A 17,684-nucleotide genomic window follows, 5' to 3' on the forward strand; every position below is an offset into this window, starting at 1 on the left:
TGCCAGCGAGGGGAAGCGGCCTGAGGCTCAGGCCGTGAAGGCGTAGCCCACGCCGTGCACCGTCCGGATGAAGTGACTTCCGTTCTTCGTCGACGGGATCTTCCGGCGCAGGCGGCTCACGATCCCGTCAACCACGCGATCGTAGCTCTCCCAATGCCGCCCCTTGATCGCATTCATGATCTGGTCGCGGCTCAGAACCTGGCCGCGCCGGGCCAGAAGCGCCGAAAGAAGCTCGAACTCGGAGGTCGTCAGCTCGATCTCGCCGCCACCGGGTGCCCAGACCTTGCGAGCCTGCAGGCTCACGCCATAGCCCTCGAACTCGTGATCTATCGCGGGGAGCGCGGATGACGGCGCCGTCGGGGCACGCCCGGTCCGGCGGAAGACGGCGGTGACCCGCGCGGCCAATTCGCGCTCCTGGAAGGGCTTGAGCAGGGAATCGTCCGCGCCGACCTCCAGCCCCAGCACACCCTCTCCCTCGTCCCGGCGGGGCGCGAGCATGATGATGCCCCGGTCGGTGAACTGCCGCAGCTCACGCACCAGCGACACGCCGTTTCCGTCGGGAAGCGACGTGTCGATGAGGTAGAGGTCTACCTGCTCATTCGCATCGATCTTGCGGAACTGGGCCATGCTCTTTGCGGTAACCACGCGGAAACCCCTCTGCTCGAGGGCTCTCTGCACGATCGTCAGAACCGACGCCTCGTCATCAAGAGCAAGGACGCACGGCACCATCCACATCTCCGCAGTTCGTCACCTGACCATGCGGACAACCTTAGCGTGTTTTGCATCCATGGCAATCTCCGAGAGCCAAGCGTCGCGGGTCACAGGTTCTCGATCGGATTCAGAAGCGTCGTCCATGGCGAAGACGTTGCGGGTCTCCAGGCCCTCGCGATGAAGGTGCCGCAGCGCGCGCAACCTGCGCTTGCGCGCCAGAGGGATCAGGGTCAGCGACATGGTCTACCTCCTTTCGAACAATCGGATTTGTGCTCAAGGAGGGAAACGGCCGGAACCTCACACCTTTTAGTTGAGCCGGCATATTTTTCGCAACCTGTTGGAGTATAACGCTTTCTTCAACTGTGACTTTTTTACCAGACTATCGGCAATTTCTCGGATGTATGCATGCTTGACCTTCTTTCGCATAATCGGCACAAATCCGCCTACTACGTGTATGAGGGTTGAGTGAGACACGAATCATTAACCGGCGAGGGAGCGGCTGCCACGCGCTCCGGGTAGATCGGCAGGTTCGCGCGGGACGCTTTCGTTTGGGGAGACGATAATGATGAGAATGAATTTCGATGGCGGAATGGGTGCGGGCCTCCGTTTGGCGTGGCCCTTCTTTCTCAGAAGCCCGCGCCGCCCGACGTCGAGCGTCAAGACCCCCAAGATCCTCACGCGCGAGGAACTGAAGGAACTCTTCTCTTCCGAACTCTCGCAATCCGGCGCCGAGCGCCGCCAGCGCCCGCTGGGCATGCGCCAGGGCCGAAGCTTCCCGGCCTGACCTCCGTATCGGGGCCGATCTGCCATTCTCCCCCTGTCCTGTCGTGGCAGATCTGGTATCTCTGGCAGTGAGACTGCCACCGGAGCCCCCAGATGCTGACATATATCTGTCTGAGTGACACCGAAGGCCCCGCCCGCTTCTACCGGGTGGAACTCGCCTACAACCTCTTTGGCGAATATACCGTCCTGCGCGAATGGGGCCGACGCGGCCCGGGGCAGGCGGGTCGGAGTCTCGTCACCTGGTTTTCCAACCTGCGGGACGCCTGTCTGGCGGCCGAGCGCTGGCACCAGCGCGCCCGGCGACGGGGCTACCGCTCCACCATCGAAGGCAGCGCATGACGCATCTGTGGGTGAGGGCCGAGCAGCGGCCAAACGAGGAACGCGTCGGTCTGACGCCCGCAGGCGCGGCTGCGCTCATCGCGAAGGGCATCCGCGTCACCGTCGAGGCGAGCGGCGTGCGTGCCCTTTCGATCGAGGGCTATGCCGCTGCCGGCTGCGCCATCGCCCCCGAGAACTCCTGGCCCGCGGCGCCCGCCGATGCGATCGTCTTCGGCCTGAAGGAACTGCCCGAGGACGGCACGCCGCTGCCGCACCGCCACATCCTCTTCGGTCACGCCTACAAGGGCCAACCCGCCGGCCGCATCCTGCTGCAGCGGTTCAAGGCGGGCGGCGGAACACTCTACGATCTCGAGTCGCTTGTCGACGAAACGGGCCGTCGCGTCGCGGCCTTCGGTTACTGGGCCGGCTATGCGGGCGCGGCCGTCTCGCTCCGCTGCTGGGCGGCCCAGGCCCGCGGCGGGATCTGCGAGCCGGTCTCGACCTGGCCCGGGCGCGAGGGGCTTCTGGCCGATCTTGGCGCCGAACTGGCCGCCGCAGGCGCCCGTCAGCCCCGCGCCCTCGTCATCGGCGCCAAGGGCCGCGTCGGCACCGGCGCGGCGGACCTCTGCGAATCCATGGGCCTCGCCGTCACCCGCTGGGACATGGAGGAGACCGCGCATGGCGGCCCCTTCCCCGAGGTGCTCGAGCACGAGATCTTCCTCAACTGCATCCTCGCCCGTCCCGGCTGCCCGGTCTTCGTCCCGACCGATGCGCTTGACGCGCCGCGCGCGCTTCGCGTGATCGGCGACATCGCCTGCGATCCGACCTCGGACTTCTCGCCCGTGAAGGTCTACGACCGCGCGACGAGCTGGACCGCCCCCGCGCTGCGCGTGCATGCCGATCCCGTGCTCGACGTCATGGCCATCGACAACCTGCCCTCGCTCCTGCCGGTCGAGAGCAGCGAGGATTATGCGGCGCAGCTCCTGCCCTCGCTCCTCGCCCTCGACGCGCTGGAGAAGGGTGTCTGGGGTCGCGCAAGGGCGGAGTTCGACCGCCACGTTGCGGCGGTCTAGACCCTTCATTCTCGCGCAAATATCCTCGGGGGGAGCCCGTCCTCCGGACGGGCCGGGGGGCAGACAGCCCCCCGTGCGACATGGGCCTCCGGATCGCCCTCAGCCCTTCCCGAGCAGCCGATAGAACAGCCCGTCCGGCAGCAGCTGCGAGAAGCGGAAGAACGAGGCGAAGAGCACCGGGAAGTTGAGGCGGAAGTTGTCCGAGCACATGTGCTCGAACATCTGCTGCGCCGCCTTGTCCGGCTCCATGATCGCAGGCATGCGGAAGCTGTTCTTGTCGGTCAGCCGGGTGCGGATGAAGCCCGGGTTCACCAGCTGGATCTCGACACCCGTGTCGCGCAGGTCGGCATAGAGCGACTCGGTCAGCGCCATCACGCCCGCCTTGCTGGCGGAATAGCCGATGGCGCCCGGCAGGCCGCGATAGCCGCCGATGCTGCCCGTCACCACGAGATGCCCGCGGTTTGCCGCGATCATGCCCGGCAGCACCGCCGAGACCAGCCGCACGAGACCCGAGAGGTTCGTGTCGATCATCGCCTCGACCTTCTCCGTCTCCCAGTCCTGCGCCTTCATCGGCCAGTAGGCCCCGGCGAGGTAGACGATACCGTCAAAGGCGCCGACCTTCCCGAGCGCCGCCTTGATCGACTCCTCCGACGTCACGTCGACCGCCACCGCCTCGGCCGGTCCCGGCATCGCCTCGACGGCCTCGGCCAGCCGTGCCTCGTCACGACCCGACAGGATCACCTTCGCCCCCGCGCCGCTCAGTTTCTTCGCCAGCGCGAGACCGAGGCCCTCGCTTCCGCCGATGAGCCAATACCGCTTACCTACAAAGTCTCTCATCTCTCGATCCGTCTCAGTGTCGCCACAAGCTCGGCCACCTTGATCCCGAACTTGCGGAACTGGCTCCGATTGATGATCGTGCCATTCTCCAGACGGTACATCCAGTCAATGACGTCCAGGACATGGCCCCCTGCGTCATCTTGAAGCCGCAGCCGGTAGCGCAGGCAGAGCGCGGATCCCTCGGCCCGGCCGATCCCCTCGCCCACCACGTCGTCTGCCTCGGCCCTGAGTGTGCCGTCATTGCCCAGCGTGAAGCGCCATTCGCGCCGGTCGGTCGCGCCGCCTTCGTAGCGGAAGTGCTCGGTCAGCACGCCCGAGGTTCCGTCCCATCGCCCCTCCATGTCGGCCACGAAGCGCGAGGTGACCCGGCCGGTGGGTCCGTAGATCACGCCCTCGCAGAGCATCGGCCCGGCAAGGTCGCGCCGTGGATCGAGGGACGGCCCCCCGCCGGCATAATCCGACGGTCGTTGTGCCGCGAAGGACAGCCTGCGGCTCCGCAGGCTTGCGAGCGCAAGAGGGACGAGGGCACCGAGGACGAGGAACAGGAACGCGGTCACGGATCAGGTCTCCGGAATGGGTGTGGCGAGCAGGAGCAGTATCGCGAGGCCCTTGAGCCCGCAGGGCAGCAGCGCATAGAGGACGGACAGAATGGTCATGGCCTCTTCGGATCCGCCGCTGCCGGCCTCGAAGCCCGCGAATTGGAGCAGCGGAAGCAGCGTGGCGGCCGCGAGCGCAAGGGCCAGCTTCGAGGCGAAGGACCAGAGGCCGAAGGCCGTGGCCTCGCCCGATCCTGAACCGGAGAGGTGCCGGGCGAAGATCGCCGGCAGAAGGACCATGTCCGCGCCGAGGGCCGCGCCAGAGGCCGCGCAGATGACGGCGAAAGGCCAGAGATCGCCGGGTCCGAGCGTGAAGGCGAAGACGAAGGAAGCCACGGCGAGCCCCATCCCCGCGAGGAGGACGGGCTTCGCACCCCGGGCGCGGGCGGCGCGGCTCCAGCCGGGGGCGCTGGCTGCGGCGGCGAGGAAGAAGAGCAGCAGCAGTGGCCCTTCCCATCCTGCCCCAGCCAGGCGACTTTCAACGAAGAACAGGAAGAGCGTGGAGGTCACCGCCACCGGCGCGGCATTGACCACGGCGAGCAGGAGGAGCCTTCGGATCATCGGGTCGCGCAGCACTGCCCGAAGGTCCGGCTGCGGGGCTTCGGCCGACCCGGTCCATTCCCTGCGCATGCCCAGCCATGCCAGCAGCGCCAAGCCCGCGAATCCCCAGGCGAAGAGGGCGAAGCTGCCGAGCGCTACGGGCGCGACGGCCGCGACCGAGACGCCCGCCAAGGCCCCGGCCTCGCGCCAGCCGGCCAGCCTGAGGTGCCCCCCCGGCCCCAGCCGCGCGGCCTTTCGGACGCCTTCGGAATAGAAGGCGATGGTGAGGAAGGAGAAGGCCGAGAAAAGCAGGGCCAGTGTCAGCGCGAACCACAGCAGCGGCGCCACGGGCGGTGCCACCGCGAAAAGCCCGAGCATGGCAGTTGCGAGGATAGCAACCGCGCCTGCCACCATTCCCCTGCGCCATCTGCGCGTCACCTCGGCCAGCCAGCCGAGCGCCGGATCCTGCACCACGTCGAGAAGCCGCAGCCCCGCGAGAACCGCTCCGAGCGCGGCAAGGCTCACGCCATGCTCATCCACGTAGACCTTCGGCGCGTGGATGTAGATCGGCAGGCCCGCGGCCGCGATCAGCCCCGCGAAGAGCGACCACGGCAGGAGGGCAGCCGTCACCGCGTGACGTCTTGCAGCGGCGGCGCGGGACGGCTGCGGTAGCGGGCGCCCTTCACGGCGAGTTTCAGCGCCTGCCAGTGGATCAGCGCCAGCACCCGGCGCGATCCGAACGGCCGTCGCAGACAGGTCCGCAGGATGCCGCCGTTGGTCAGCGGCACCCTCCGGCCGGTGAGTGTCGCGTAGAGGCCTCCCTCGGCGGAACTGTAGTCGATCCAGACGCCCACGCGGTCGTCGCGGATGTCGAACCGGAACCGGTAGCCGCCTTCGATCGGCTGGAACGGTGACACATGCATGATCTTCGTGGCCGCAAGCGTGTCCGTCCGGTCGATGGCAGAGCCGTCTTCCTTCGCGCAGAGATACCAGTGCCGGTCTCCGAAGGTGTTGCTGACCTCGGCAATGACGACGCGCAGCGCATCCCCGGCGTCATGGCACAGCCAGAAGCTCACCGGGTTGAAGACGTGGCCCAGCACCCGCGGCTGTGTGAGGAGCAGGATCCGGCCGGGGGCATCGAGACCCTGTGCGTCCAGAACCTCGCGCACCCAGGTCACGCCGCGCCCCTCGCCCGGCGCGCCGCCGTAGTCGCGGTCATGCAGAGCGACCAGATTACTCCGGTTCCACGAGAAGAGGGCCGGTCCCTCGACCGCTTCAGGATCGACGATCAGGTAGTCCACCCCGTAGCGGAAGGTGTTTTCCAGAGCGCCCTTGCGGCCGTGGAAGGTTTCGCCCTGCACATGCTCGACACGCATGGTCCGTCCTCAGGCCGCGACCGGCGAGGCAACACGGCCGCGCATCGCCTCGACCACATCCACGGCGCTCGCGAAGCCGTCCTCGTGGAAGCCATTGCGCATCCAGGCGCCGGCGAACCATGTCTGGTTCCGGCCGTTCATCATCCTCAGAGCGGCCACCCCGAGCTGCGCGCCCAGATCGTAGACCGGGTGCCGGAAGGTCACCACGTCGTGCACCAGTTCCTCGCGGATCTCGCGATTGCCGTTCAGCGTCACGAACAGCGGGTCATCCTCGGGGATCGGCTGCAGGGAGTTCATCCAGTAGGTGATGTCGATCGGTGCGTGGGGATCCTCCGGCTCGACATACACCCACGACGCCCAGGCCGCCCGCCGCTTCGGCATGACCGAGGTATCGGCGTGAAGCACCGCCCGGTTCGGCTGGTAGCGAATGGCATCGAGCGCCGCCCGCTCCTCCTCCGTCGCGTCCGACAGGAGCCGCAGCGTGTCGTCGGAATGGGTTGCGAAGATGACCTCGTCGAAGGCCTCCCACTCGCCGCCTTCTGCCCGGATGCGCACTCCGCCCCCCTCGCGGCGGACGGCTGCCACCTGCGCCCCCAGTCGCAGATCCACCCCGCGCCCGGCCATCGACAGCTGCAGCCGCCGCACATATTCGACCGAGCCGCCGGCGACCGTGTACCATTGGTGCTGCCCGGCATGGGACAGCAGCGCATGGTTCTCGAAGAAGCGGATCATCGCCTGCGCCGGAAAATCGAGGATGCCGCGCGACGGGGTGGACCAGATCGCACCCGAGATCGGCAGCAGGTAGTAATCGCGGAACCAGTCGCCGAGATCCAGCCGCTCGAGCAGATCGCGGATCGTCATCGTCGGATCGTCCGCATGGTCCATCGCATGGGCGTTGAAGCGCAGCACGTCCATCATCATGTTCAGGAACCGCGGATCGACCATGTTCCGCTTCTGGGCAAAGACCGCCTTCAGGTCCTTCAGGCCATATTCCAGCCGCCCGCCCCTCACAGAGGCGCCAAAGCTCATGTCGCTCCTGGCCACGGGCACCTCGAGTTCGTCGAAGAGGCGCGTCAGATGCGGATAGTTCACCTTGTTGAAGACGATGAAGCCGGTGTCCACGGGCTGATCGCCGCGCTTGCCTGCAATCACCGTCCTCGCATGTCCTCCGAGGCGTTTCTCGGCCTCGAACAGCACCACCGCGTGATCCCGGGCGAGCAGATGTGCCGCCGCCATGCCCGAGACCCCTCCACCGATTACCGCAACGCGCCGGCGCGCGAACTCAGACGTCTCGAATGGCATGCGATCGACCTTCCCCGTTCTCGAATGGCATGGATACGCAGGGTAAACCGGGCCGGATCAGTGCGGATGCGCATTTTCTTCATCCGACGCTGATCCGTGTCGCCGCGCACGGCGTAGAAAGAGCACAAGGTCCTGACCGGAGTTCGTCCGAAGATTGCGGATGCAAGCGGGAGATCGGTTGCCTATCTTCTCCCGTGGGCGACGAGCGGAAAGGCCTGTTGTGACGGACAAGGGTGAAGGAACGGACTGGATGGCGCTGATGCGTGCGATCCGGGATCATCGGGACGAAGCCGCCTTCGCGGTGATTTTCCAGCACTTCGCTCCAAGGCTGAAGGGCTTCCTGATGAAATCCGGCAGCGCGGAGGTCCAGGCCGAGGAATGTGTGCAGGACGTGATGGCTACGATTTGGCAGAAGGCCCATCTCTTCGATCCCTCGCGGGCGTCGGTCGCGACATGGATCTTCACGATCGCCCGGAACCGTCGGATCGACGGGCTCCGCAAGGCGCGGCAGCCCGAGCCCGAGGATCTCTTCTGGGGACCCGATGCCGAGCCCGACCAGGCTGACGTCTACGAGATGCAGCAGGAGAGCGAACGCCTCGGCCGTGCGATCGCCCGCCTTCCCGAGGCGCAGCGCACCCTGATCGAGCGTGCCTATTTCGGCGACCTCACGCATCGGGAACTTGCGGCCGAGACGGGACTTCCGCTGGGCACCATCAAGTCGCGCATCCGGCTCGCGCTGGACCGGCTGCGCCAACACATGAGTTGAGTGAGACCATGACGATCAGGCACCACCTCTCCGACGCCCTTCTCACCGCCTATTCGGCGGGGTCGCTGCCCGAGGCCTTCTCGCTGGTGGTGGCGACGCATCTGTCGCTCTGCGATGAATGTCGTGCCCGTTCGGGTGCGCTCGATGCCATAGGGGGCCATCTGCTGGCGGACACGATGCCCGTCGCGATGTCTGAGGGCAGCCTCGCCTCCGTCCTGTCCCGGCTCGACAATCGGATCGAGGTGCCACGCCCCGCGCGTCGGGCCGATCCGCGGGCACCGGCGCCCCTTGCCGGCTATGTCGGCGCCCGACTGGAGGATGTGCGCTGGCGGTCTCTGGGCGGCGGGGTGCGGCAGGCGATTCTGCCGACCGGAGGAGAGGCGCTTGCACGGCTGCTCTGGATACCGGGTGGGCAGTCGGTTCCCGACCACGGGCACCGCGGGATGGAGTTGACACTCGTCCTGCAGGGCGCCTTCCGGGATGAGACGGACCGATTTGGCCCCGGCGATCTCGAGATCGCCGACGAGGAACTCGAGCATACGCCGGTGGCGGAGACCGGGGTCGACTGCATCTGCCTCGCGGCGACGGATGCGCCGCTGCGCTTCAACAGCCTGCTGCCGAAGCTGGTGCAGCCCTTCTTCCGGATCTGACGCCTCCGACTTCGGCCACATGGTCCACCGCGGTGCGGGGCCATGCAGCGCGGGAAGTTGTCCGCGGTCGTTGCCATACCTTGACGGCAGATGGGGAAGTCGGCGAGGCCGCCTGCCTGCATTTCACGAAGCGCGAATGACCAAGGTTCATTCGGCCGCATCGGCGCGCGCCGTCAGATCCTCGAAGTCGAAGTTGTCGAGCCGCCGCGCCTTCTTGCCGGCCTTGCCGGCCGAGATGCGGATTTCATCCACGTCCCTTGCCGCCTGGGTGAAGTGGCGGTCGAGATTGCCCACCCGATCCGTCAGCCGATCGATCTCTCGGCCGAGTTCGGCCAGCTCGCGTCGGATCGCGCCCGCCTGCGCGCGCATCCGGGCATCCTTCAGCACCGCCCGCATCGTGTTCAGCACCGCCATGCAGGTGGTGGGCGAGACGATCCAGACCCGCGCCTCGAACCCCTCGCGCACGAGGTCGCCGAAGTTGGCGTGCAGTTCCGCATAGACCGCCTCGGAAGGCAGGAACATCATCGCCCCGTCCGCCGTCTCGCCCTCCAGGATGTATTTCTCGGAGATGGCGCGGATATGGGCGCGCAGCGCCACCCGCATCATCCGCTGCGCCTCCATCTGCACCGCCGGGTTCTGCGCCGCGCGCAGCGCCTCATAGGCCTCGAGCGGGAACTTCGAGTCGATGACGATCGGCCCCGGAGGCTCGGGCAGGTGGATCAGGCAGTCGGCCCGCTTCCCGTTCGAGAGCGTGGCCTGCATCGTGTAGCTGTCCGGGGGCAGGGCCTTCTGCACGATGTCGTGCAACTGGATCTCGCCGAAGGCGCCGCGGGTCTGCTTGTTGGACAGGATGTCCTGCAGCCCCAGCACGTCGCCCGAGAGCTTCTCGATGTTGGCCTGTGCCCGGTCGATGGTCTCGAGCCGCTGATGCAGGTCGCCCAGCGAGCGCGCCGTGCGGAGCGCGGTGCCGTGCAGGCTTTCGGCCATGCCACGCTGCACCTCGGCCAGACGTCGCTCCATCAGTTGAAGCATCGCCCCCTGCGTCGAGGCCTGCGCCTCGGAGACGTGATGCAGCCCGCCCGCCAGCCGCTCCTGTCCGTCGGAGAGCATCTGCACCTGCTGGCCGAGCCAGCCGAGCTCCTGCAGCATCGGCCGGACCATCCGCGCCGAGCGGCCCGCGGCCCTGAGGATCAGGACCAGCATGAGGAACAGGAGGGCCGCCCCGCCCGCGCCCAGCACCATCGGGTCGTCCCAGCCGAAGGTCTGGTCGCCGATCCGGATCATCGCGCGGGCGTCATCGCCGGCCGAACAGCCGCTCGATGTCGGCCAGCTTCAGCTCGACATGGGTGGGCCGGCCGTGGTTGCACTGGCCCGAAAGCGGCGTCGCCTCCATTTCGCGCAGGAGCGCGTTCATCTCCTCGGCCCTGAGCGCGCGGCCCGAACGGACCGAGCCGTGGCAGGCCATCCGCGAGAGCACCGCATCCATCCGCGCCTGAAGCCGGTCGGAACTGCCGAGATCGGCCAGGTCGTCCAGGATGTCGCGCAGGAGGGGCGCCGCCTGCACCTGTCCGAGGATCGCGGGCACCTCGCGCACCGCCACCGCGCCGCCGCCGAAGGCCTCGATGACGAGCCCGAGACCTGAAAGTTCCTCGGCCGCCTCCAGCAGCCGCGCGGCATCCGAAGGCGAAAGCTCGACGATCTCGGGGATCAGCAGCGCCTGTCGGGCGATGCCCGCTCCGTCGCGCTGACGCTTCAGCTTCTCGTAGACCAGCCGCTCATGCGCGGCGTGCTGATCGACGATCACCATGCCCGTCGCGGTCTGGGCCACGATCCAGTTGCCGTGGATCTGCGCACGGGCAGCGCCAAGCGGACGGTCCTCGGCGGTCTCGGCCGGCGGCTCCTCGACCCGCGCCGCGGGCGCTTCGGCCAGGCCGGGCATCGCGGGCTGCGGAGCCTGGAAGGCGAAGCTGCGCGCCACCGCGGCGGCCGAGGGGCGGTCCATCTGGTAGATCCGCGCGCCGGGATATGCGGCGGGCTCCGCCCGGAAGGCCTCGAGCGTCTCGCCCGCAACCGTGGTCGAGGCGCGGTGCCCCGCCCCTGCCAGCGCATGGCGCAGCGACGAGACGATCAGCCCGCGCACTTCGCCCGCTTCGCGAAAGCGCACCTCTGCCTTGGCAGGATGGACGTTCACATCGACGCGCTGGGGATCGCAGATCAGGTTCAGAACCGCCGCCGGGTAGCGGTCACGGCTCAGCACGTCCATGTAGCCTGCCCGCAATGCACCCAGCAGCATCCGGTCGAGCACCGGGCGGCCATTCACGAACAGGAACTGCGCCACCGACGAGCCGCGCGAATAGGTCGGCAGCGCGGCGTAGCCCTGCAGGCGAAGCCCCTCGCGCGCGACGTCGATCCTGAGCGCGTTCTCGGCGAAGTCGGCCCCCAGAACGCGGGCCACCCGGCGGTGAAGCGCGTCGAAGAGATCGCCCCCCTCGGGTTCGGCACGAAAGAGGATGCGCGGCTCGCCCGACGAGAGGTCCGAGAGGGTGAAGCCGACCTCGGGCTCGGCCAGGGCGAGGCGGCGGACGACTTCGGCGATGGCCTGTGTCTCGGCCCGATCGGTGCGCAGGAACTTGAGCCGCGCAGGTGTGGCGAAGAAAAGGTCGCGCAGTTCGACCACGGTGCCCGCCCCGAGCGCTGCCGGACGCACAGGCTCGACCCTCCCCGCGCTGACGGCGATCTGCGCGCCCTCGTCGCCTTCCACCCGCGAGGTGATCGAGAGCCGCCCCACGGCTGCGAGCGAGGGCAAGGCCTCGCCCCGGAAGCCGAAGCTGCGGATGTCGAGCAGGTCCGACCCGTCGATCTTCGAGGTGGCGTGGCGCGACAGCGCGAGCGGCAGGTCCGCGGCGGTCATGCCGCAGCCGTCATCGGTCACGCGGATGAGCGTCTTGCCGCCGTCGGCAATGTCCACCGCGATGCGCCGCGCACCCGCATCAAGCGCATTCTCGACCAGTTCCTTGACCGCGGAGGCCGGTCGCTCCACCACCTCGCCCGCCGCGATGCGGTTGATGGCAGCCTCATCGAGTTGCCGGATCACCGGGCGCAGAGCGCCTATCTTGGGGCTGTGGAGCGTCATGCCACCAGCCTTAGCAGAATCGTGGCAGCTTCGCCACCGCGTTCCTTCAGGCAGGCCAGCGCGGTCCGCCGGGGCAGCAGCCGTCTCAGCCGTCCGAGGACACGCCCTCGGGCTGGCCCACCACGACGAAATGGAGCGCTTCCGGCCTGAGCAGCCGCTCGGCCACCCGCTTCACGTCCTCGAGCGTCACAGCCTCGATCCTGGCGTTGCGCGTCACCGGATAGTCGATGGGCAGGCCCTCCATCTGCATCCCCACGAGGATGCTGGCGATGGGGCCGTTGCCGTCGAAGCGCAGCGGATAGGAGCCTGTCAGGTAGGTCTTGGTGGCCTCCAGCTCCTCGGCGGTGACCCCTTCCGTCGCCGCCTGCCTCCATTCGCCCCGCACGATCTCGATGGCCTGGCCCACCGTGGCGTTGGAACTGGCGAAGTAGCCCATCATCATCTCGGCATGGTCCATCGGCGCGAGATAGGTGCCGATACCGTAGGTGAGGCCGCGCTTCTCGCGCACCTCGGTCATCAGCCGCGAGCCGAAGCCGCCGCCGCCAAGGACCTCGTTGAGGACATAGGCCGGGAAGAAATCCGGGTCGTCGCGCTTGATGCCCTGCTGGCCGAACCGGACCGAGGCCTGCGGCGTCGGGAATTCGACCACCGTGACGCCGCCGTCCAGCATCCAGTCCGCTCGCTGGGGCATCGGCGCCCCTTCGGCCGGCAGATCGCCGAGCAGCCGGTCGAGCAGTGCGCCGAGGTCCTCTGCCGTGATGTCGCCGGCCGCGGCGACATAGACCCGGTCGCGGGCGAGCGCGCCGTCATGAGCGGCAACGATCTGATCGCGGGCAAGGCCGCGCACACTCTCGGGCGTGCCCGATCCGTCGCTGCCGTAGGGATGGCCGCCGAAGGCCTGCGAGTCGAAGGTCTGGCCCGCAATGTGACCGGGATCCTTCGCATCCGAGGCAAGACCCGACAGCACCTGCCCGCGCACGCGCTCGACCGCCTCGGGATCGAAGCGCGGGTCGACCAGCGCCAGGCGCAGCAGATCCACCGCTTCGCCCCGATTTTCGGTCAGGAACCTGGCCGAGATGGCAATCGCATCCGTCGAGGGGCGGAAGGAGAAGCTTGCCGCAAGCGCGTCGCGGGCTTTCGCAAACTCCTGCGCGTCGAGATCGCCGGCGCCTTCCTCGAGCAGCCCCGTCATCAGGTTGACCGCGCCGCGTGCGCCCTCGGCGTCGAGCGAGGTGCCGCCGCGGAAGCGGATCTCGAGCGCGGTGAAGGGCAGCTCGTGCGACTCGACCAGCCAGGCGTGGATCCCGCCGGGCGAGGTCACGTCCTGGATCTCGACATCGGCCCGGACAGGGAGGGCGAAGAGGATCAGCGCGAAGGCCAGGCGCAGCATCATTGGCTCGTCTCCTCTTCTTCCTGCATCAGCCAGCCGGTGACGGCGTGGCGCCGCTCGAAGACCTCGCGCGCGGCCGTCATCACGTCCTCGGGCGTCACCGCCTGCAGCACGTCCGGCCAGGCCGCAACGTCCTCGACGGTCAGGCCCGTCGTCAGCGCCGCCCCGTAGCGGCGGGCAAGACCATCCACGTTGTCGCGCGAGTAGATGTCCTGCGCGCCGAGCTGGGTCTTGATCCGCTCGAAGTCCTCAGGATCCGGCCCCTCCTTCAGGAAGCGCGCGACGACAGCGTCCATCGCATCCTCGGCGTCCTGCAGGCTCACTCCGGTGGCCGGCACGACGGCGAGACCGAAGCTGCCCGAATCGATGGCGTTGCCGTCATACCAGGCCTGAGCCCAGACGGCCTTCGGCGACGGCCCGAACTGCAATTCCCGCGAGAGGAGCGAGGTGGTGGGGCTGCCGCCCAGAAGCTCGGCGAGGATGGTCAGCGCCGCGGCCTTCTCCTGCGCACCGCTCTCGCGGGCCGGAGCGAGATAGCTGCGCGAAACATAAGGCTGCGCCACCCGCGGGTCGTCGTAGGTCAGCCGGCGCTCGGCAAGCTGCGGCGGCTCTTGCGGGCGGATCCGTTCGGGCAGGTTCTTCGTCGGCTCGAGCGCGCCGTAGTGCGCCTCGGCCATGCGCCGGACTTCGGCCGGGTCCACGTCGCCCGCAACGACCAGAATCGCGTTGTTCGGCGCGTAGTAGGTCCGGTAGAAGCTGAACGCATCCTCGCGGTCGAGTTGCTCGACCTCGTGCCGCCAGCCGATGATCGGGATGCCGTAGGGGTGGTTGAGATAGGCCGCGGCGCGGCTCTGTTCGGCGAAGACCGAGCCGGGATCGCTGTCGATGCGCTGGCTGCGCTCTTCCAGCACCACCTGCCGCTCGGTGCGCACGTCGTCCTCGGTCATCTGGAGGTCGCGCATCCGGTCGGCCTCCATCTTCATCATCAGGTCGAGCCGGTCGGCGGCAACCCGCTGGAAATAGGCCGTGTAGTCCCAGGAGGTGAAGGCGTTGTCATCGCCGCCCTGTGCCTCGACCGTCGCGGAGAACTCGCCCGCGGCAAGCTCGTCGGTGCCCTTGAACATCAGATGCTCGAGGAAGTGCGCGATCCCGGAATGGCCGGGCGGTTCATCGGCGGCGCCCACGCGATACCAGACCATGTGGGTGACGACCGGCGCGCGATGATCCTCGATCACCACCACCTCAAGACCGTTCTGCAGGCGGAAGTCGCTCACGGTCTCGGCCAGGGCAGGAAGCGAGATCATCAGCCCGGTGACGGCCGAGACAGCCAGACGGCGCAGCATCATCTTGTCCTTCCAGAAGATGGGTCTGCGCGAAAGCTACTGTCGGACCGCTCCGCCGCAAGTCCCCCTACGGGCTTGTGATCACTCGCCGGCTTCTACGGGCGGCGCAGAGGGATTGCGTGCGCCGGCGGCCCGCCAGCGGGCGAGTTCCGCATGCTGGTTGAGAGCCATCGGCTCGTAGGCCTTGAAATAGACGTTGACGTTGAACACGCGCTCCAGCAACCGGCCGTCATGATCGCGACGCCAGGCGTAATCCTCGGCGGCGAGCGTCGGACGGATGTCCGCCTCGCGGCCGAAGCGGCCGGCATGGGCCACCACGGCCGCATCGGCGGCCGGAATCACGCCCGAGCGGGCAGGATTGCCGCCCAGTGCCGCCACCGCATCGCCCAGGGGGTTCGGGTCGGCGAGATTCGCGCCTCCGGGGGTGGGCGCGGGAAGGGCCGCCATCGTTTCCGGGATCTCGAGTGGCTTGACCGGCAGGATGCCGAATTCGTCCGGTCCCGGTCCGCTGGAGCGCAGGTTCATCAGCTCCGGCTCGCCTCCGCCACAGCCGGCCAGCAGGAGCATCGCCAGTGCCGCACCCGCCCCTGCGCCTCGAGCTGCCCGCATGCCTCGTCTCCTTGCTGCCTCGAGCCCGTCTTTAGCGCAAAGGTTCAGAGCCGTCACGGGGTCTTTCCACCGCCCGGCCTGCCGCCGGCGTCGTCCTTGCCCGATGCGGCCTTCCGCCTCGGCGCGGCGCGCCGACCCGTCTTCGCGGACCCGTTGCCGGACGCGTCGGGCGCCGGCTTCGTCTCGCGCGTGAAGAGGACGAGGCCGATGGCGCCGGCAAAGATCGCGATGTCGGCCACGTTGAAGGCGTAGGGGTTCTCGATGCCGCAGCAGGACATGTTCAGGAAGTCCGCCACGGCGCCGTAGAGGACACGGTCCACGACATTGCCCAGCGCACCACCGATCAGCAGCCCGCCCGAGACCCGCGCGAGCCGCGATGGCGCGCTGCGTCCCACCCAGCGCCAGACCCAGGCCGAGATCGCCAGCGCCACCACCACGAGCCCCCAGCGCACGATGGCCTCGTCGGACGAACCGACGCCGAAGTTGATGCCGCGGTTCCAGGCCATGCGGAAGGTCAACCAGGGCGCCACGAGGTCGATCGCGCCCCTTTCGGCCAGCCCGAGCCACCAGACGACGAGCCATTTCGTCGCCTGATCGATCACGAAGGTCAGCAGGGCGGTGAGCGCCGTCAGCCGCATCTCAGTGCCGGAAATGCCGCTGACCGGTGAAGACCATCGCGAGGCCGGCCTCGTCCGCCGCCGCGATCACCTCGTCGTCGCGCATCGAGCCGCCGGGCTGGATGATCGCCGTGGCCCCCGCCTCGGCCGCCGCGAGCAGCCCGTCCGCGAAGGGGAAGAACGCATCGGAGGCCACGACTGACCCTTGCGTCAGCGGCTGGGCGAGGCCCAGCGCCTGCGCCATGTCCTGCGACTTGCGGGCGGCAATGCGGGTCGAGTCGACCCGGCTCATCTGCCCGGCACCGACGCCGACGGTCGCGCCGTCCTTCACGTAGACGATGGCGTTCGACTTGACGTGCTTGGCGACGGTCCAGGCGAAGAGCAGGTCGGCGAGCTCGGTGTCGGACGGCGCGCGCTTCGTCACCACCTTCAGGTCGAGCGCATCGACATGGCCCGAGTCGCGATCCTGCACGAGGAAGCCGCCCGCCACCTGCTTGAACGCGAGGCCCGGTGCGAGCGGATCGGGCAGGCCCTCGGTGGTCAGCAGGCGCAGGTTCTTCTTGGCCGCGAAGATCGCGCGGGCCTCCTCGTCGGCGCCGGGGGCGATCACCACCTCGGTGAAGATCTCGGTGATCTTCTCGGCCGTCGCCGCATCGAGCGGCTGGTTCAGGGCGATGATGCCGCCGAAGGCCGAGACGCGGTCGCAGTCGAAGGCGCGGGCATAGGCTTCGGCGAGAGTCGCGCCGCGGGCCACGCCGCAGGGGTTCGCGTGCTTGACGATCACGCAGGCCGGGCCCTCGGCGGGGTCGAACTCTGCCACCAGCTCGAAGGCCGCATCCGTGTCGTTGATGTTGTTGTAGGAGAGTTCCTTGCCCTGCCACTGCTTCGCCGTGGCCACGCCGGGCCGCGCCGATCCATCGGTATAGAAGGCGGCCTTCTGGTGCGGGTTCTCGCCGTAGCGCATGGTCTGGGCCAGCGTGCCCGCAAAGGCGCGGCGGCGCGGCGCCTCGGCTTTCAGCGCGCCCGCCATCCAGGCCGAGACAGCGGCGTCATAGGCCGCCGTGCGGGAATAGGCCGTCAGCGCCAGCTTCTGCCGGAAGGCGAGCGTCGTGGCCCCGTCATGGGCGCGCAGCTCGTCCAGGAGTGCCCGGTAGTCGGCGGTGTCGGTCACGACGTTCACGAAGCGATGGTTCTTGGCCGCCGCGCGGATCATCGCCGGGCCGCCGATGTCGATGTTCTCGATGCAGTCGTCGTAGGAGGCCCCGCGCGCGACCGCCGCCTCGAACGGATAGAGGTTCACGACCAGCAGGTCGATCGGCTCGATCCCGTGCGCGGCCATCGCGACCAGATGCTCGTCATCATCGCGCAGCGCGAGCAGCCCGCCATGCACCATCGGATGCAGAGTCTTGACCCGTCCGTCCATCATCTCGGGGAAGCCCGTGACCTCGGCCACGTCCCGCACCTTCAGCCCCGCCGCCCGCAGCGCGGCGGCGGTTCCGCCCGTCGAGATCAGCTCCACCTCCAGCTCTGCCAGGGCGCGTGCGAGGTCGAGGAGCCCCGACTTGTCGGAAACCGACAGAAGGGCGCGGCCAACGGGAACAAGGTTCGTCATCACAGTGCCTCCAGGTCAAAGCCAGGTC

Annotated in this window: 19 protein-coding genes; 5 read left to right on the forward strand and 14 right to left on the reverse strand. The window is 68.3% G+C overall.

Features of this window, described 5'->3' with window-relative positions:
* Positions 1 to 27: 27 nt before the first annotated feature.
* Positions 28 to 729 carry a winged helix-turn-helix domain-containing protein gene (locus ACTVZP_RS14010; RefSeq protein WP_443212767.1) on the reverse strand — a complete coding sequence of 234 codons (702 nt, stop codon included), beginning with the start codon at positions 727 to 729 and terminating at the stop codon, positions 28 to 30.
* 18 nt (positions 730 to 747) lie between these two features.
* Positions 748 to 951, reverse strand: coding sequence for a hypothetical protein (locus ACTVZP_RS14015; protein ID WP_443212768.1), 204 nt, complete (start codon positions 949 to 951; stop codon positions 748 to 750).
* Between the two features lie 322 nt (positions 952 to 1,273).
* Here ACTVZP_RS14015 and ACTVZP_RS14020 point away from each other — a divergent pair, with 322 nt between their 5' ends.
* The 3 genes from ACTVZP_RS14020 (at position 1,274) to ACTVZP_RS14030 (ending at position 2,885) form a co-directional block, all read left to right on the forward strand.
* Complete coding sequence (locus ACTVZP_RS14020) at positions 1,274 to 1,495, forward strand: hypothetical protein (protein WP_443212769.1); 222 nt, start codon at positions 1,274 to 1,276, stop codon at positions 1,493 to 1,495.
* A gap of 92 nt (positions 1,496 to 1,587) precedes the next feature.
* Positions 1,588 to 1,833: a WGR domain-containing protein gene (locus ACTVZP_RS14025; RefSeq protein WP_443212770.1), complete on the forward strand. Its 246-nt coding sequence runs from the start codon at positions 1,588 to 1,590 to the stop codon at positions 1,831 to 1,833.
* Positions 1,830 to 2,885 carry a saccharopine dehydrogenase gene (locus ACTVZP_RS14030; protein WP_443212771.1) on the forward strand — a complete coding sequence of 352 codons (1,056 nt, stop codon included), beginning with the start codon at positions 1,830 to 1,832 and terminating at the stop codon, positions 2,883 to 2,885. The genes ACTVZP_RS14025 and ACTVZP_RS14030 overlap by 4 nt, the downstream gene beginning before the upstream one ends.
* Positions 2,886 to 2,984: 99 nt before the next feature.
* Here the strand turns inward: ACTVZP_RS14030 and ACTVZP_RS14035 are convergent, their stop codons facing one another.
* Genes ACTVZP_RS14035 through ACTVZP_RS14055 form a run of 5 tightly spaced genes read right to left on the reverse strand, consistent with a single transcriptional unit; the run spans position 2,985 to position 7,536 of the window.
* A complete protein-coding gene (locus ACTVZP_RS14035) occupies positions 2,985 to 3,722 on the reverse strand; it encodes an SDR family NAD(P)-dependent oxidoreductase (RefSeq protein ID WP_443212772.1) in 738 nt (245 codons plus the stop codon).
* The gene (locus ACTVZP_RS14040) at positions 3,719 to 4,279 is read right to left on the reverse strand and encodes a DUF3833 domain-containing protein (protein ID WP_443212773.1); all 561 of its coding nucleotides are present in this window, start codon (positions 4,277 to 4,279) and stop codon (positions 3,719 to 3,721) included. The genes ACTVZP_RS14035 and ACTVZP_RS14040 overlap by 4 nt, the downstream gene beginning before the upstream one ends.
* A gap of 3 nt (positions 4,280 to 4,282) precedes the next feature.
* On the reverse strand, positions 4,283 to 5,488 hold the full coding sequence (locus ACTVZP_RS14045) for an MFS transporter (RefSeq protein WP_443212774.1): 1,206 nt from the start codon (positions 5,486 to 5,488) through the stop codon (positions 4,283 to 4,285).
* Positions 5,485 to 6,234, reverse strand: coding sequence for a DUF1365 domain-containing protein (locus ACTVZP_RS14050; RefSeq protein ID WP_443212775.1), 750 nt, complete (start codon positions 6,232 to 6,234; stop codon positions 5,485 to 5,487). Before ACTVZP_RS14050 ends, ACTVZP_RS14045 begins: the two co-directional genes overlap by 4 nt.
* A gap of 9 nt (positions 6,235 to 6,243) precedes the next feature.
* Positions 6,244 to 7,536 (reverse strand): NAD(P)/FAD-dependent oxidoreductase, encoded by a 1,293-nt coding sequence (locus ACTVZP_RS14055; RefSeq protein ID WP_443212776.1) that lies wholly within the window; start codon positions 7,534 to 7,536, stop codon positions 6,244 to 6,246.
* A gap of 220 nt (positions 7,537 to 7,756) precedes the next feature.
* On the opposite strand from ACTVZP_RS14055, the gene rpoE reads away from it, so the two are divergent.
* Both rpoE and ACTVZP_RS14065 read left to right on the forward strand, forming a co-directional pair.
* Positions 7,757 to 8,302, forward strand: coding sequence for an RNA polymerase sigma factor RpoE (gene rpoE / locus ACTVZP_RS14060; protein ID WP_443212777.1), 546 nt, complete (start codon positions 7,757 to 7,759; stop codon positions 8,300 to 8,302).
* Positions 8,303 to 8,310: 8 nt separating this feature from the next.
* The gene (locus tag ACTVZP_RS14065; protein ID WP_443212778.1) at positions 8,311 to 8,952 is read left to right on the forward strand and encodes a ChrR family anti-sigma-E factor; all 642 of its coding nucleotides are present in this window, start codon (positions 8,311 to 8,313) and stop codon (positions 8,950 to 8,952) included.
* A gap of 147 nt (positions 8,953 to 9,099) precedes the next feature.
* Here ACTVZP_RS14065 and ACTVZP_RS14070 read toward each other — a convergent pair whose 3' ends face one another.
* The 7 genes from ACTVZP_RS14070 to purH all read right to left on the reverse strand — a co-directional run bounded on the left by ACTVZP_RS14070 (position 9,100) and on the right by purH (position 17,656).
* Positions 9,100 to 10,236 carry a DNA recombination protein RmuC gene (locus ACTVZP_RS14070; RefSeq protein ID WP_443212779.1) on the reverse strand — a complete coding sequence of 379 codons (1,137 nt, stop codon included), beginning with the start codon at positions 10,234 to 10,236 and terminating at the stop codon, positions 9,100 to 9,102.
* A 10-nt stretch (positions 10,237 to 10,246) separates the two neighbouring features.
* Complete coding sequence (gene mutL / locus ACTVZP_RS14075; protein ID WP_443212780.1) at positions 10,247 to 12,085, reverse strand: DNA mismatch repair endonuclease MutL; 1,839 nt, start codon at positions 12,083 to 12,085, stop codon at positions 10,247 to 10,249.
* 85 nt (positions 12,086 to 12,170) lie between these two features.
* Positions 12,171 to 13,478, reverse strand: coding sequence for a M16 family metallopeptidase (locus ACTVZP_RS14080; RefSeq protein WP_443212781.1), 1,308 nt, complete (start codon positions 13,476 to 13,478; stop codon positions 12,171 to 12,173).
* The gene (locus ACTVZP_RS14085) at positions 13,475 to 14,821 is read right to left on the reverse strand and encodes a M16 family metallopeptidase (RefSeq protein WP_443212782.1); all 1,347 of its coding nucleotides are present in this window, start codon (positions 14,819 to 14,821) and stop codon (positions 13,475 to 13,477) included. The genes ACTVZP_RS14080 and ACTVZP_RS14085 overlap by 4 nt, the downstream gene beginning before the upstream one ends.
* A gap of 78 nt (positions 14,822 to 14,899) precedes the next feature.
* Positions 14,900 to 15,427 carry a DUF3035 domain-containing protein gene (locus tag ACTVZP_RS14090; protein WP_443212783.1) on the reverse strand — a complete coding sequence of 176 codons (528 nt, stop codon included), beginning with the start codon at positions 15,425 to 15,427 and terminating at the stop codon, positions 14,900 to 14,902.
* Between the two features lie 53 nt (positions 15,428 to 15,480).
* A complete protein-coding gene (gene lspA / locus ACTVZP_RS14095) occupies positions 15,481 to 16,065 on the reverse strand; it encodes a signal peptidase II (protein ID WP_443212784.1) in 585 nt (194 codons plus the stop codon).
* Between the two features lies 1 nt (position 16,066).
* Positions 16,067 to 17,656, reverse strand: a complete 1,590-nt coding sequence (purH, locus tag ACTVZP_RS14100) for a bifunctional phosphoribosylaminoimidazolecarboxamide formyltransferase/IMP cyclohydrolase (RefSeq protein ID WP_443212785.1) — start codon at positions 17,654 to 17,656, stop codon at positions 16,067 to 16,069.
* Positions 17,657 to 17,684: the final 28 nt, after the last annotated feature.

Source organism: Rhodobacter sp. NSM, assembly GCF_052244495.1.
Taxonomy (GTDB): domain Bacteria; phylum Pseudomonadota; class Alphaproteobacteria; order Rhodobacterales; family Rhodobacteraceae; genus Cereibacter_A.